Here is a 15,203-nt window from a genome sequence, read left to right as displayed (position 1 = left end):
ATCGTCGCACCTACCGGCGCGTAGCCAGAAATAACGTTCATTGAGTGTCCGGACCCGACAAGCGCCCGACAACGACCCCGACAGCTTCTTGCCTCTCCGGGCCGATGCGTTACATTGGACGGGACACCGGCTCGATCCAAGCCCCCGGGCCCAACCTTCGTCCCTCAGAGGGACCACTTGCCGCGAGGCGAGCATGGCGGGTCGGTGTCGTAAGCGTCTGAAGGCCCCTCACCATCCGGTGAGGGGCCTTCTTCGTGCGCCGCGGACCCGTCGTCAGCCGTGCAGGAGCGCGGGCACGCCGGCCGCGTCCGGCAGGTCGTCCGGGCCGGACAGCACGGTCAGCCGCTGGGTCGCCCGGGTGAGCGCCACGTAGAGCACCCGCAGGCCCGCCTCCGACTCGCCGGCGATGCCGGTCGGGTCGGCCACCACGGTCGCGTCGTACTCCAGGCCCTTCGCCTCCAGGCTGCCCAGCGCCACCACGCGCTCGCCCAGGCCCTCGGCCCAGCCGGCCGCCTCGGCCCGGCGGTCCATCGGCACGACGACCGCGACGGTGCCGTCCACCTCGGACAGCAGGCGCTCCAGCTCGACCCGGGCCGCCGCGCCGAAGGCCTCCGGCGACGGCTCGGTGACGGCCGCGAAGCGCGGCTCCACCCCGACGTGGCGCACCGCGCTCGGCGAGGGTGTGCCCGGCGCGGCGAGCGCCAGCACCTTGGCCGCCACCTCGGCGATCTCGGCCGGGTTGCGGTAGTTGACGGTCAGCGTGAAACGGCGGCGCTGCTTGCCGGCCAGCACCTCGTCCAGCGCGGCCTGCGCCTCCTGCGGGAACGGCCAGGAGGACTGGGCCGGGTCCCCGACGATCGTCCAGGTGGCCATCCGGGCCCGGCGGCCGATCATCCGCCACTGCATCGGGGTGAGGTCCTGCGCCTCGTCCACGATCACGTGGGCGTACTCCTTGCGCTCCAGCGGCTGGCGGTCGCGCTGGCGGGCGCTGCGGTCGGCGAAGGTGGTGACCTCCTCCAGGCCGGTCAGCAGGTCCACCGCGTCCACCTCGCGGACCTTCGGCCGGGCCGGCTCGCCGAGCAGCACCTGGAGCTCGTCCACCAGCGCGACGTCGTGCGCGGACAGCGCGCCCGTGCCGTCCGCCGACAGGTGGCGCCAGGACGCGGCCAGCAGCTTCGCCTCGTCCGGGGTGACGGCGCGGCGGGCGATCCGGTTGGTGTGGCGCGACTGCTTGAGGGTGCCGAGCACCTTGCGCGGGGACAGCGCCGGCCACCAGGCGTCCAGGAAGTCCAGGAACGCCGCCTCGTCCGAGACGTACTCGTCGAAGGACTCCTTCTCCTCCTGGCGCTGCTCGCGGGCGTAGTGGTCGGTGGGCTTCGGCAGGTGCCTGGTGGCCTCCTGCCACAGCGCGTCCAGCAGCAGCCGGCGGGCGCGCGGCCGCAGCAGGTTCAGCGGCGTGCCGCCCGAGCCCACCACGTTGCCGCGGACTGCCTTGAGCCGGCCCGCGTCCAGCTTCAGGACCTCGCCGCGGGCGACCACCTTCAGCTCCTGCGGCGCGCCCAGCTCCAGCGCCGCGCGGGCGGCCCGGCGCAGCAGCTGCACCATGCGGGCCGAACCCTTGACCCGGGCCGCCTCGGGGCTGTCGTAGGTGCCCGCCTCGATGCCGTCCACCAGCGAGCCGATCGCGCGGATGGCCACCTGGCCCTCCTCGCCGAGCGAGGGCAGCACGCCCTCGGTGTAGGAGACCAGCAGCGGGGTCGGCGAGACGACCAGGATGCCCCCGGCGTAGCGGCGGCGGTCCTGGTACAGCAGGTACGCGGCGCGGTGCAGGGCGACGGCGGTCTTTCCGGTGCCGGGGCCGCCCGTGACGAGCGTGGCACCGCCTGCGGCGGCGCGGATGACCTCGTCCTGCTCCTTCTGGATGGACGAGACGATGTCGCGCATCGAGTGGCTGCGGGCGCGGCCGAGCGAGGCCATCAGCGCACCGTCGCCGACCACCGCCAGCTCCTCGCCGTCCAGGGTGGGGGTGAGGTCGGGGCGCAGCAGGTCGTCCTCGACGCCGATCACCTTGCGGCCCTTGGAGCGGATCACCCGGCGGCGGATCACCCGGCCCGGCTCGACCGGGGTGGCGCGGTAGAACGGCGCGGCGGCGGGCGCCCGCCAGTCGATCACCAGCGGGCCGTACTCGGCGTCCAGCACACCGAGCCGACCGATGTGCAGGGTCTCGGCCACCGCCGGGTCGGCCGGGTCGAGCGGGGTGTTGGAGGGGATGCCGTGCTCCTCCGGCGCGTCGGCCCGCTGGAGGTCGATCCGGCCGAACAGGAAGTCCTCGAACTCGTTGTTGAGCCGCTGGAGGTGCGCGCCGGCCCGGTAGACCTGGGCGTCGCGCTCGGCGAGTGCGCCGGGAGTGCCGACGTGGACCCGCTTGGCGGCGTCCTCGAGGATGTACTCGGCCTCGGCGAGCTTCTCCTCCAGGCGGCGGTAGACGGTGTCGAGGTGGCGCTGCTCACCGGCGATCTCACGCGCGCGGACGGTCTCGTGGTCGGTGGCGGCGGTGGTGTCCGTGTTGCTCTGCATGGCCTCGGTGGTTGCGGCGGAATCCGGCTCCGGAAGACGAGCGGACGGATGATCCTACGCCTCGCTCGGCGGAAGCGCGAAGGCCGCCCTCCGCAATGCGGTGGACGGCCTTCACTGTGAACATGGGGTGGTGGAGATGCCGGGAATCGAACCCGGGTCCAGTGGAGTTAATTCAGGGCTTCTCCGAGCGCAGTCCGCTGTGCTTTTCTCGGCCCTGGCGGTCACACGGACAAGCCGCCAACAGGCCCAGCTGCTGTTTGATTTCCCATCCACCCCCGCAGCCCGGGCGGACGGTTGAGTTCCCTAGATTATGCCAGGGTCCGGGTCGGGAACTCCCCGGTCTGACACCCAAGCGCTATCGCTGCTTATCAGGCAGCGAGAGCGAACTGCTGGGAATCGCGCTTAGAGTTGGCGATTATTTTTTTGCGACACGTGGTTAACGAGATCATTGCCGCGTTCCTCGGCTCGCTTCCCCTGTTTCAACATCCCCTGTCGAAACCGATCATCCCCATGTTTTGTTGAGAAACAGCTCGGACGATGACCGTCCGTGTTGCTGGCGCCATAGTACGCGAGGCGACGGGCGGGGGTCCAGCGGATTAACCCTGGCGCCGTCGGGCCGCGGCCACCGCGCGTGCTGTCTCGCGGGTGTCCTGCTTCTCGCGCAGCGCCTGGCGCTTGTCGTACAGCTTCTTGCCGACGGCGAGCGCGAGTTCGAGCTTCACCCGACCGTCCTTGAAGTACAGCGAGAGCGGGACCAGGGTGTGGCCCGCGTCGCGGACCTTGGTCTCGATCTTGCGGATCTCCAGCTTGTGCAGCAGCAGCTTGCGCTTGCGCCGCGCGGCGTGGTTGGTCCACGTCCCCTGGGTGTACTCGGGGATGAAGACGTTGTCGATCCACGCCTCGTGGTTCTGGATGTACGCGTAGCCGTCGACCAGGTTGGCCCGCCCCTCGCGCAGCGACTTCACCTCGGTGCCGGTGAGCACGAGGCCGCACTCGTAGGTGTCGAGGATCGTGTACTCGTGTCGCGCCTTCTTGTTCTGCGCGATCAGCTTCTGTCCGGTTTCCTTTGCCATAGCTCGCTCATTCTCGCACTTCGGCGCCCCGCTGGGCAGCCGTTTTAGGGCCGGGTGCCGAGCCCCGCGAGGACGCGCAGAGCCAGGGCGTCCACGTCCTCGGAGCCGGACGCGGGGACGTCCGGGGTGAGGCCGGTGCCGTCGAGGCAGCGGCCCGCCGGGGTGTGGTAGCGGCCGACGGTCATCTCCAGCACGGCGCCGTCGGCGAGCCGGCTCGGCTGCTGGACGGTGCCCTTGCCGAAGGTCCGCGAGCCCACCACGACGGCGCGGCTGCGGTCCTGGAGCGCGCCGGCGAGCAGTTCTGCGGCGCTCATCGTGCCGCCGTCCACCAGCACCACGAGCGGGGTGCGCTGGTCGCCGCCGGCCGGGGCGGTCAACTCCCTGGTGTCGCCGCGCTCCTGGTACGAGCCGACCGCGCCGCCGTCCAGGAAGGCCCCGGCGGTGGCGACGGCCTCGTCGACCAACCCGCCGGAGTTGCCGCGCAGATCGAGCACCACGCCGGTGTGCGGGGCGCGCAGCACGGCGCGCACCTGCTCGGCCACGCCGGTGGTGAAGGCCCGCACGGTGACCCGCAGCACGCCCTTGTCGAGGTGCTCCGCGGTGACCTGCTGACTGTCCAGGACGGCGCGGCGCAGCCGGAGTTCGCGCACCTCGCCGTCCCCGCGCCGGACGGCGAGGGTGACCTCGGAGCCGGCCCTGCGCTCGCCGCCCTGGCCGCGCAGCCGGGCGACCACCTCGGTGACCGGCAGGCGGTCGGCCTGCTCCTCGTCGATCCTCAGCAGCCGGTCGCCGGGAACGATCCCGGCCGCGGCGGCCGGCCCGCCCGGGGCGACCCGGGACACCGCGGTGACGCCGTCCTCGCCGCGGCCGACCGACAGGCCCACGCCGAGGTAGCGGCCGTCCAGGCCCTGGCTGAACTCCGCGTACTCGCGGGCGCTGTAGTACGCGCCCCAGCGGTCGCCGCTGGCGCCGAGCAGGCGCTCGGCCTGCTGCTCGGAGAGCTCGGCGCCGGCCGGGTCCGCGGTGACGACCGAGCCGACGGACGGCGGCCGGGCCGTGTCCGCGGACGGGCGGCGCGGCGCTTCGCTCGGGTCCCCCCAGGCGCCGGTGGCGGCTCCGGCCAGCAGCACGGCGCCGAACACCAGGCTGAGGGTGGCCACCTGACGTGCCCTGCACGGAGTTTCGAGCATGGCATCGGAGTGTAGACACCGTGCGCGGCGCAGCGGGCCGGAACGGGCCGAGCACCAACGGCGGCGGCCCCGGACGGCGCAGTGCCGTCCGGGGCCGCACGGGGCCTGCGGGTTCAGACCTTGAGGTACTTGCGCAGGGTGAAGAACGCCGCGATACCGGCCATGCCCATACCGACCACGACCAGCAGCGGGATCACCGCGAGCACCGAGCTCAGCCCGATGAAGTGGATGAACTGCACCCGGTCGGCCAGCCAGTTCTGGACGAAGAAGTGCCCGCCGAGCAGCAGTCCGGAGGCCATGACGGCCCCCAGCAGCGCGGAGAACGCGGCCTCGGCGATGAACGGCATCTGGACGTAGAAGTTCGAGGCGCCGACCAGGCGCATGATGCCGGTCTCACGCCGCCTGCTGTACGCCGACACCCGGACGGTGTTGACGATCAGCAGCAACGCGACGAACAGCATCAGCACCATGATGACGAAGGCCGCGGTCTGCAGGCCGTTCAGCAGGCCGAAGAGGTTCTCCAGGATCTTCCGCTGGTCCTCGACCGATTTGACGCCCGGCTTTCCGGCGAAGGCGCTCTGGATGACGTCGTACTTCGTCGGGTCGAACAGCTTCACCCGCCAGGACTGCGGCATGGCGTCCGGGCCCAGGACGGAGATGAGCGGGTTGTCCGGGTTCATCTCCTTCCAGTGCTTGTAGGCGTCGGCGGAGTTCTCGAAGGTCGCCGACTGGACCACCGTGTCCATCTTGTCCAGCTGGGCCTTGATGTCCTGCACCTGCTGGTCGGTGGCCGCGCCCTTGTCGCACTGCGGCGAGTTCCGGGCGTCGGACTTGGTGCAGAAGTAGATGCTCACCTCGACCTTGTCGTACCAGTACCCCTTCATGGAGTTCACCTGGTCGCGGACGAGGAGCGAGGAACCGGCGAGGGCGAGGGAGAGCGCGACACTGACGACGACCGCGATGGTCATCGTCAGGTTGCGGCGGAGACCCACACCGATCTCCGACAGGACGAACTGCGCGCGCATGCGTGTGACAACTCCAGGGTCGGTACTGCTGGTCGGACGGCTCGGGCCGGCGGGCCCTACGGTTCAGCGACGGTGGATCAGTGCTGGTATCCGTAGACGCCGCGGGCCTGGTCACGGACCAGCAGGCCCTTGTCGAGCTCGATGACGCGCTTGCGCATCTGGTCGACGATGGCCTGGTCGTGGGTGGCCATCAGCACCGTGGTGCCGGTGCGGTTGATGCGGTCGAGCAGCTTCATGATGCCGACCGAGTTCTGCGGGTCGAGGTTGCCGGTGGGCTCGTCCGCGATCAGCAGCATCGGCCGGTTCACGAACGCGCGGGCGATCGCGACGCGCTGCTGCTCACCACCGGAGAGCTCGCCCGGCATGCGGTCCTCCTTGCCGCCGAGGCCGACCAGCTCCAGCACCTCGGGCACCACCTTGTTGATGGCGCTCTTGGGCTTGCCGATCACCTCGAGGGCGAAGGCGACGTTCTGCGCGACGGTCTTGTTGGGCAGCAGACGGAAGTCCTGGAAGACGGTGCCCAGCTGGCGGCGCATGTGCGGCACCTTCCAGTTGGACAACTTGCCCAGGTCCTTGCCGAGCACGTGCACCTCGCCCGTCGAGGGTCGCTCCTCGCGCAGGCAAAGGCGCAGGAAGGTGGACTTGCCCGAGCCGGACGAGCCGACCAGGAAGACGAACTCACCCTTCTCGATCTCCAGCGAGACGTTGTCCAGGGCGGGACGGTTCTGCTTGGGATAGGTCTTGGAGACGTTGTCGAATCTGATCACGGCTGCATCACGGAGGCCATCCTAGGCGGCGCCAGTCCTCGGTCGGTCCGCCCCGGGCGGCCCGGTCCGGGGGCGGGCGAAGGAAGCGGAAAGAGCCGCTCCCGGTTTGGGACCATACGCGAATCCGCCGTCGGCCTGCAGGGCCCGATGAGGACGGCAGCCGGAAGTTGGGGGATAATGTCCCCTTATGCCCCGAAAATTGCGAGGCATCTCACAGCCCGGGAGCCGGAACGGTCAGAACCTGGCAGAGTGGAGGGAGCGACCGTGCCCGGCCGCTCCCCCGCACAGGGCACGCGAAGGAACCAAAGCCCCGTCCGGTGCGTTGGCTCTAGCAGCGAGGAGGAGATCGCATGACCTGCGACCATCTGGTGTGCGCCAACTGCAACGGACGCGTGAGCGAAGGCCGTTGCCCGGTGTGCCGCGCCAACCGGGCCCGACTGCAGGAGCAGCAGGGCCCGTTCGCCGCGCTCTCCCCCGCGATGCTGCTGGCCCTGCTGGCCGGACTGCTCGCGGTGGCGCTGATCGCCCGGCAGGCGCTGGCCTGAGGCGCGACGAGACGGAGGAAGGCCCCCGACCACAGCGGTCGGGGGCCTTCGCGTCATGCCTGCCCGCGCTTACTCCGCGCCGGTCTCGCGCTGCTTGCGCCGGCGGATGCCGGCCTCGATGCTGTGCTTGATTCTCATCGAGGCCGGCATCCTCATGCTTACTCCGCGGTTTCCCGCTGCTTCCTCCACCGGATGCCGGCCTCGATGAAGCCGTCGATGTCGCCGTCCAGGACGGCCTGCGGGTTGCCGGCCTCGAACGCGGTGCGGACGTCCTTGACCATCTGGTACGGGTGCAGGACGTAGGAACGCATCTGGTTGCCCCAGGAGCTGCCGCTGTCCTTGAGCGCGTCCATCGCCGCCTTCTCCTCCTGGCGGCGCCGCTCCAGCAGCTTGGCCTGGAGGACGTTCATCGCGGACGCCTTGTTCTGGATCTGCGAGCGCTCGTTCTGGCAGGACACCACGATGCCGGTCGGGATGTGCGTGATGCGCACCGCCGAGTCGGTGGTGTTGACGCCCTGGCCACCGGGGCCGGAGGCGCGGTACACGTCCACGCGCAGCTCCGACTCGTCGATGTCGACGTGGTCGGACTGCTCGACGACCGGGAGCACCTCGACGCCGGCGAAGGAGGTCTGCCGGCGGCCCTGGTTGTCGAACGGCGAGATGCGGACCAGACGGTGGGTGCCCTGCTCGACCGAGAGGGTGCCGTAGGCGTACGGCGCCTTGACGGTGAAGGTCGCGGACTTGATGCCGGCCTCTTCGGCGTACGAGGTGTCGTACACCTCGGTGGGGTACCCGTGCCGCTCGGCCCAGCGCAGGTACATGCGCATGAGCTGCTCGGCGAAGTCGGCGGCGTCCACGCCACCGGCCTCGGCACGGATGTTGATCAGCGCCTCGCGGGCGTCGTACTCGCCGGACAGGAGGGTGCGGACCTCCAGCTCCTCGACGGCCTTCTGGAGCGCGACGAGCTCGGTCTCGGCCTCGGCGCGGGTGTCCGCGTCGTTCTCGGCCTCGGCCAGCTCGAACAGCACGCCCAGGTCGTCGATGCGGCTGCGCAGGCCCTCGACCCGGCGCAGTTCGCCCTGGAGGAAGGAGAGCCGGCTGGTCACCTTCTGCGCGTTCGCGACGTCGTCCCACAGGTCGGGGGCGGCTGCCTCCTCCTCCAGGACCGCGATGTCGGCCCGGATCTTGTCCAGGTCGAGGACGGCCTCGATCGACCCCATGGTCGATTCGAGGTTCTTGAGCTCTTCGGAAGGATCGACGGCTGCCACGCCCCCAGAGTAATGGTTCCGGGGGTGGTCATGACGACACCGGGGTCGTCCGACCCTTCACCCGGGCCCGGGACGGGGCCCTACGGCGCCCGCGGGGCGGTGCCGTGGACGGCGGGACGGGCCGGGTGGCCGGGGTCCGGGGTGATGGCCGCGAAGGCCGTCCAGGCCGCGGCGGCGCCCGCCAGCAGCAGCACGGTGGCCAGCAGGACGGCGAGCAGCCGGCGGCGGCGCAGCAGGGCCTGCCGGTCGCGGCGCTGCCCCGCGCCCGGGGCGGTGCGCTGGGCACGGGACTCGGCGGCGTAGGCGGCCAGCTCCTCGGCGGACGGGCGGCGCAGGCTGGTGTGGGTGTCCCGGGTGGAGTCGGGGGCGACGCCGGGCACCAGCGGGACGGCCGGGCCGCGGCGGCGCTTGTGGGTGCCGGGGGCGGCGTCCACCTCGGCGTAGACGGCCTCGCCGGGGGTGAGCGCCTCCTCGGCCGGGGCGCGGCCCTGCGAGGGGACGGCGAGCACCGGCAGGCCGGCCAGCGCGGGCAGCTGCTCGCGCAGCCGGGCGGCCAGCTCGGCCGCGCGCAGCCGGGAGGCGGGGGCCTTGGCCAGGCACTCGGAGATGATCCGCCACAGCCCGTCCGGCAGGCCGGGGATCGGCGGCACCTGCTCGGTGACGTGGCGGCGCAGCACGGCGCCGGTGTGGCCTCCGCCGAAGGGGGTGAAGCCGGCCAGCAACTCGTAGAGCACGGTGGCGAGGGCGTAGATGTCGACGGCTGCGCGCGGCTCCAGGCCCTCGATGATCTCGGGGGCGAGGTAGTCGGGGGTGCCGATGATCCGGGTGGCCCTGGTGCGGCGCGGGGCGTCGACCAGCCGGGCCACGCCGAAGTCGGTGAGCTTGGCGCGCGGGGCGCCGCCGGGGCCGGGGGCGGCGGCGAGGTCCAGCAGGACGTTCTCCGGCTTGACGTCGCGGTGGACGATGCCGGCCGCGTGCGCGGCGGCCAGGCCGTCGGCGACGTCGGCGATGATCGAGGCGGCGGTCTGCGGGGGCAGGGCACCGTCGCGTTCGAGCCGGGAGCGCAGGTCGGTGCCCTGCACGAGCTCCATGACCAGGGCGAGGTCGCTACCGTCCACGACCATGTCGCGCACGCCGACCACCCGGGGGTGGTCGAGGCTGGTCAGCGCGGCACGCTCCTGGACGAAGCGGCCGACCAGCACCTGGTCGGCGGCCAGGTCCTCGCGCAGCAGCTTGACCGCCACCGGGCCGTGCGGCCCCTCACCGAGCCAGACCGTCCCGGCCGAACCCCGGCCGATCACCTGGTGGACGGTGTACCGGCTGCCGATCTTGCGTGCCAATGCTGCTCCGTGGGCGGCGCGGGAGCGTGCCGGGGGGTCCGGTGCGCTCGATGGGGCGGGACAACACCGACCAACCTACGCGCCCGGACCCCCCTCGCGGGCCGCCTGAGGACCCCGGACCGGCACTCTCGGGCGAGAAATCTTCGGAATTGTCGACAAAGCGTCAATCTCGCTGTCCGGGCGGCCAGCCGGGGGCGGCCCGCCCCGGCGCGGCGTCAGTTCCTCGCGCTGTCGAACAGGTTGGTCACCCAGTCGTAGGCGGTGTGGTACCAGCCCTGGACGTTGTCCCAGTAGTGCGGCAGCGGCGTGAAGTTCCACAGCGCCACGGCGGCGACCGCGAGCACCAGCAGCACCATCAGGCAGCCCTTGAGGCAGCCGAGCCCCGGGATGTACATCCGGTTGCGGCTGCGCGGACGCCGCTCCCGCGGCGGGGCGGGCTCACGGCGGGACGGCGCCGGCGGCTCCTCACGGCGCTGCGGGGGCTCCCGGCGCTGCGGCGCCGGCGGCTCGGCCCGGCGCGGCACCGGGGCGGGCGGGGGCGGCGGGTAGCCGCCCTGCGACTGGCCGTAGCCCTCCGGGGCCTGCCGGTAGCCGCCGGGCGGCTGCGGACGGCCGCCGCCCTGGCCCGACCGGTAGGGCGGCGGGGCCACCGGCGGGCGCTGGGCGTACCCGGGCGGCGGCGGGCCCTGGCGGCGCTGGTCCGGGCGGTAGCCGCCCGGCTGCTGGGGCTGGTACGCCCCGGGGTGGCCGCCCGGCCCGGCCTGGCCCCCCTGGTTCGCCTGGTAGGGCGGCGGGGCGACCTGCGGCTCCTCGAAGTCCTCCGGGCCGAAGTAGCCGACCTGCGTCTGCTGGTTGCGGTCCCGCGCGGCGCGCAGCTGCGTCTGCCACGGGTGCGGCGCCTCCTCCTGCGGCGGGCCCGGCGGGGGCGGCGGCACCGCGGTGGGCGGCATCACCTGCGTGCGGTCCACGGTCCCGTACGGGGGCGCGGGCGGCGGCTGGGTGCCCATCACCCGGGTCGCCGCGGCCGGGTCGTACTGCGGGGTGCCCGGGCCGGCGGGCAGCACCTGGGTGCGGTCCTCGCTCACCGGCGGCGCGACCGGGGCGTCCAGGACGGTGCCGGGCGCGACCGGGACCGTGCCCGGCACCGAGGCCGGCTGCGGGTCCGGCAGCAGCAGCGCGCCGACCGCGAGCGCCGCGTCCACGGCCGCCGGGGAGGCGTGCACGCCGACGCCCGCCGCGACCACCCGCAGCGCCCTCGCCAGCGAGGTCGCGCTCGGCCGCTGCGCCGGGTCCTTGCGCAGGCAGCGCTCGATCACCGTCCACAGCGGCTCGGGCATCGTGCTGGGCCGCAGCGGCTCCTGGGCGAGGTGTGCCTGGAGGACCGCGAGCGCGCCGTCGCCCTGGAACGGCTGGCGGCCGGTGACCAGCTCGTACAGCATGATCCCGGCGCCGTAGACGTCCACGGCGGAGGTCTGGGCGCGGCCCTCGGCGGACTCCGGGGCGACGTAGGCGGGCGTGCCGACGAACTCGTGGGTGCGCGTGATGCCCGGGGAGTCGGCCAGGCGGGCGATGCCGAAGTCGGTCAGCATCGGGTGCATCTGCTCGGTGCCGTCCACCAGGACGGAGGCGAGCAGGACGTTCGCCGGCTTGAGGTCGCGGTGCACGATGCCGTCGGCGTGGCTGGCCGCGAGCGCGTCCGCGACCTGGGCCATCAGCAGGGCGCCGGCGATCGGGCTGAACGGGCCGTTGGAGCGCAGGTAGCGGGCCAGGTCGGGGCCCTCGACGAGGTCCATCACCAGGGCCAGCAGCTCGCCCTCGACGACCAGGTCGCGCACCCGGACGATGTTCGGGTGGGTGAGCCGCAGCAGCAGGGAGCGCTCGCGCAGGAAGCGCATCACGACGTCCGGGTCGGCCGCCAGCTCCTCGCGCAGCACCTTGATCGCAACGGACTGCCCGGGCTCGCCGCCGGGCACGTCGACCTCCGAGCGCACCCGCCCGCGCCAGACGGTGCCGGTGGCCCCCCGTCCGAGGGTCTCCTCAAGCACATACTTGCTGCCGACTGGCCGCACCTGTCGCACTCCTCGCCGTGCCGCCCGCGCGGGGCGCTCCTCCGCCGGTGCGGTGAGCCTGCCGGGCCCGTGTTTGCGGCCACTCTAACGGTGTGCGTCCGGGTTTCAGAGGCGACCGGCAGGCGGTCCGGGCGCTCTGGGGGACGGCCTGGGGGGCATCCCCCGGGGAAGGGCCGCGCCGGCCCTCCGGGGCTCCGGTTGACCTGACTGTCCGCCACCTCCAACATGGCGATGATCGCAAGATCGTCAAATCCGGTACGGTGCGCGGACTGTCCGTGACGGGTGGCAGGATGGACACTCGCCACTCGTGTGGCCCAGCGGCCGCCGAAGCCGCGAGGCAGCGGTACCAGGCTTCACATCAGCAGAAGGGACCCGCGGGCGAGATGCAGATCCGGCTGACCGTCCTCCGACCGCGCAGCGGCCCGACCGCCGCCGGCACCGCCATCCCCTACGTCGACGTACTGGTCACCGCGCCCGTCGGCACCGCGCTCGGCGCCCTCGCGGGCGCGCTCGCGGGCGCCGTGGGCGTACGCGGCCCCCGGGCCGCCACGCACGTGCACCTCTACGCCGGGGCGCACCGCGTGGACGAGCACACCCTGCTCGGCCACCCGCCGCTGCTCGACGGCGCCGTCCTCAGCCTCAACGAGCCGGACCCGACCGCCGACGACCCCGACGACACCCCCGCCGCCGCCGAACTGCGCGTGGTCGGCGGCCCCGACGCCGGCGGCGTGCACCGGCTGCACGGCCGGGAGATCCGGATCGGCCGCTCCGGCGAGGCCGACGTCCCGCTCGACGACCCGGACGTCTCCCGGCTGCACCTGTCCCTGCACCTCGCCGAGGACGGCCGGGTCACCGTCCGCGACCTCGGCTCCACCAACGGCACCACCCTGGACGGCCGGATCGTCCCACCCGGCCCGCTCGAGGAGGCCGTCCCGCTCGACCCCGGCGCCCTGCTGCGGATCGGCGAGTCCACCCTCCAGCTCGCCGCCCCCGAACCCGGCGAGCCCGCCCGCGCCGCCGTCCCGGACGGCCACGGCCACCTCCAGCTCGCCGCCCCCGGCCCCGCCCGGCCCACGCCGCCCGTCGTCGAACCGCCCACCACCCCCGAGCCCACCGCGGGCCGCGGCCGCGGACTGCTCTCGCTGCGGCTCGGCCGCACCGCCGAACCGCCCGGACAGGAGAGCGCCGAGCGCCACCACGCCGCCGTGCGGATCCGCCAGGCGGCCGCCCAGCGCGAACGCTGGCCCGACCCCGCCACCCTCCTGCTCAACGCCCTCGGCCCCGGCCCCCGGCTCTGGGAGCGCGGCCCCGGCCACCCCGACGCGCTCACCCTGCGCCTGGGCACCGCCGACCGGCCCGGCGGCCCCGGCACCACCCCCGGCACCATGCTGCCCGCCGTCCCGGTCACCCTCGACCTGCAGACCGCCGGCAGCCTCGGCCTCAGCGGCCCGCGCGAACGGCTCGACGCGCTCACCCGCGCCGTCGTCGCCCAGCTCGCCGCCCTGCACCCGCCGAGCGGCCTCAGCCTCGTCGTCGTCGACACCGACCGGACCCGCACCCCGCAGGACCGCGTCGACACCTGGGCCTGGGCCCTCTGGCTGCCCCACCTGCGCCCCACCGAGGGCCAGGACTGCCGCCTGCTGCTCGGCCTCGACGACGAACAGGCCACCGCCCGGCTCACCGAGCTCACCGCCCGGCTCAGCGGCCCGGTCGGCCTCGGCGGCCACCCCGCCACCGTCGTCGTGGTCGACGGCCGCCCGGCCACCGAGGCCGCCCGGCAGGCGCTCGACCTGCTGCTGCGCCAGGGCCCGGCGGTCGGCATCTTCCCGATCTGCCTCGCCGAGCAGCCCGAGCTGCTCCCCCGCGGCCTCGGCGCCACCGCCCTGATCACCGGCGAGGTCGGCACCCACCTCTCGCTCGACCGCCCGGTCGCCCGCGGCCGCGAGACCCTGCACGAGGTCTCGCTGGACGCCGTCTGCGACGCCTGGGCCGAGCGGCTCGCCCGCGTCCTCGCCCCGTTGCGCGAGGCCACCCCGGCCGCCCGCGGCCCCCTGCCCGACGCGCTGCGGCTGCTCGACCTGCTCCAGCTCGACACCGTCACCCCCGCCAAGCTCTCCGCCCGCTGGGCCGCGCACGCCGGCGGCATCGGCGCCGCCACCGCGCTGCTCGGCACCACCCGGGACGAGCTCTGCACGCTCGACCTCGCCGACCCCGAACTGGCCCTCCCCTCCCCCGACCCGGGCGGACCGCACCTGCTGATCGGCGGCGCGCGCGGCTCCGGCAAGACGGAGCTGCTGCGCACGCTGGTCGCCTCGCTCGCCGTCTCCGAGCGGCCCGAGCGGCTCGCCATCACGATCGTCGAGGGCCGGTCCACCGAGGACGGACTGGACGGCTGCACCGAACTCCCGCACGTCACCGGGCGGGTCAACGCCGCCGCCGACCCGCGGGCCGCGCTGCTCGCGGCAGAAGCCCTGGAGGACGAACTCATCCTGCGGGAGCGGCTGTTCGACGGGCTGGACTTCGCCTCCTGGCACGCGGCCCGCATTCTGGACAACCAGCACAGCCTCGACGCGAGTACGGACGCGCCGCAGGTGCCGGTGCCCGCCACCGTCGGAGCCGCCTCCGTCCCGAGGCCCCGGATCGTCCCGCCGCGCAGCGCCGAGGGCCCCCGGCCCGCCGCCGCCCCTTCGGGCCCCGTCCCCGCCCGTCTGATCGTCGTGGTCGACGACTACGACGCCCTGCTCTCCCCCACCTCCCCGGCCGGCCGCCCGCTCGCCCGCGCGCTCGCCGCCGTCGCCCGCCGCGGCGGGCCGCTCGGCGTCCACCTCGCGGTCACCACCGGCCGCCCCGAGGACAGCGCCGGCACCGAGGTGGACGAGGCCGCGCTGCTCCGGATCGCCCTGCGCACCGAGGACCCGGCCGACTCCGACCTGCTGATCCACCTCGGCGACGCCGCCGCCCTCCCCGAGGACACCCCGGGCCGCGGCTACCTGCGCCTGCCGGACGGCGGCGTCTGCGCCTTCCAGGCCGCCCGGATCAGCGGCCGGATCCCGCGCACCGCCACCCTGCGCCCGACGGTGGTCGCGATAGACCCGCTCCAGCTCGGAGCCCCACCCGCCCGCCGCCCGGTCCGCGAACTCGGCAACGGCCCGACCGACTTGGCCCTCCTCGCCAGCGCCCTCCAACGCGCGGCCCGCTCCTAGGACCTGCCGTGGTCCCCAGGTGGGCCCGTGTCCGATGACACGGGCCCACCCGAAGCTGCCGCGTCGGCACCGGCGCCGCCGCCACCCCCGGCGGCGTCGCGCGGGCCCGCGCGGCCCTGCGCGGGCGCCTCGCCTCCGCATGAACG

Annotated in this window: 10 protein-coding genes and 1 other RNA gene; 2 read left to right on the top strand and 9 right to left on the bottom strand. The window is 73.8% G+C overall.

The genetic code is table 11. The features are described 5' to 3' along the window. Positions 1–273: 273 nt before the first annotated feature. From ACWCXH_RS14655 to ftsE, 6 genes are all read right to left on the bottom strand, one after another. Entirely contained in the window at positions 274–2,577 is a 2,304-nt protein-coding gene (locus ACWCXH_RS14655; RefSeq protein WP_449801791.1) for a HelD family protein, read from the bottom strand. A 128-nt stretch (positions 2,578–2,705) separates the two neighbouring features. Further along, positions 2,706–3,087: a transfer-messenger RNA gene (ssrA, locus tag ACWCXH_RS14650) on the bottom strand. 86 nt (positions 3,088–3,173) lie between these two features. Continuing rightward, positions 3,174–3,650, bottom strand: a complete 477-nt coding sequence (gene smpB / locus ACWCXH_RS14645) for an SsrA-binding protein SmpB (RefSeq protein ID WP_449801790.1) — start codon at positions 3,648–3,650, stop codon at positions 3,174–3,176. Positions 3,651–3,694: 44 nt separating this feature from the next. Then, complete coding sequence (locus ACWCXH_RS14640) at positions 3,695–4,840, bottom strand: S41 family peptidase (protein WP_449801789.1); 1,146 nt, start codon at positions 4,838–4,840, stop codon at positions 3,695–3,697. A 113-nt stretch (positions 4,841–4,953) separates the two neighbouring features. Next, positions 4,954–5,865: a permease-like cell division protein FtsX gene (ftsX, locus tag ACWCXH_RS14635; RefSeq protein ID WP_449801788.1), complete on the bottom strand. Its 912-nt coding sequence runs from the start codon at positions 5,863–5,865 to the stop codon at positions 4,954–4,956. A gap of 77 nt (positions 5,866–5,942) precedes the next feature. After that, positions 5,943–6,632 (bottom strand): cell division ATP-binding protein FtsE, encoded by a 690-nt coding sequence (gene ftsE / locus ACWCXH_RS14630; RefSeq protein ID WP_063349173.1) that lies wholly within the window; start codon positions 6,630–6,632, stop codon positions 5,943–5,945. Positions 6,633–6,982: 350 nt separating this feature from the next. Here ftsE and ACWCXH_RS14625 point away from each other — a divergent pair, with 350 nt between their 5' ends. Continuing rightward, entirely contained in the window at positions 6,983–7,177 is a 195-nt protein-coding gene (locus ACWCXH_RS14625) for a hypothetical protein (RefSeq protein ID WP_329929192.1), read from the top strand. A gap of 158 nt (positions 7,178–7,335) precedes the next feature. On the opposite strand, the gene prfB is transcribed toward ACWCXH_RS14625, so the two are convergent. The 3 genes from prfB to ACWCXH_RS14610 all read right to left on the bottom strand — a co-directional run bounded on the left by prfB (position 7,336) and on the right by ACWCXH_RS14610 (position 11,854). Next, positions 7,336–8,445 (bottom strand): peptide chain release factor 2, encoded by a 1,110-nt coding sequence (gene prfB / locus ACWCXH_RS14620; protein WP_449801787.1) that lies wholly within the window; start codon positions 8,443–8,445, stop codon positions 7,336–7,338. An 80-nt stretch (positions 8,446–8,525) separates the two neighbouring features. Beyond that, entirely contained in the window at positions 8,526–9,785 is a 1,260-nt protein-coding gene (locus ACWCXH_RS14615; protein WP_449801786.1) for a serine/threonine-protein kinase, read from the bottom strand. Between the two features lie 215 nt (positions 9,786–10,000). Beyond that, the gene (locus tag ACWCXH_RS14610; RefSeq protein WP_449801785.1) at positions 10,001–11,854 is read right to left on the bottom strand and encodes a protein kinase domain-containing protein; all 1,854 of its coding nucleotides are present in this window, start codon (positions 11,852–11,854) and stop codon (positions 10,001–10,003) included. A 383-nt stretch (positions 11,855–12,237) separates the two neighbouring features. On the opposite strand from ACWCXH_RS14610, the gene ACWCXH_RS14605 reads away from it, so the two are divergent. Then, positions 12,238–15,057, top strand: coding sequence for an FHA domain-containing protein (locus tag ACWCXH_RS14605; protein WP_449801784.1), 2,820 nt, complete (start codon positions 12,238–12,240; stop codon positions 15,055–15,057). The last annotated feature ends 146 nt before the right edge of the window (positions 15,058–15,203 follow it).

The sequence above is a fragment of the Kitasatospora sp. NPDC001660 genome, from assembly GCF_053596725.1.
This window is presented reverse-complemented; position numbering and strand designations above follow the sequence as displayed.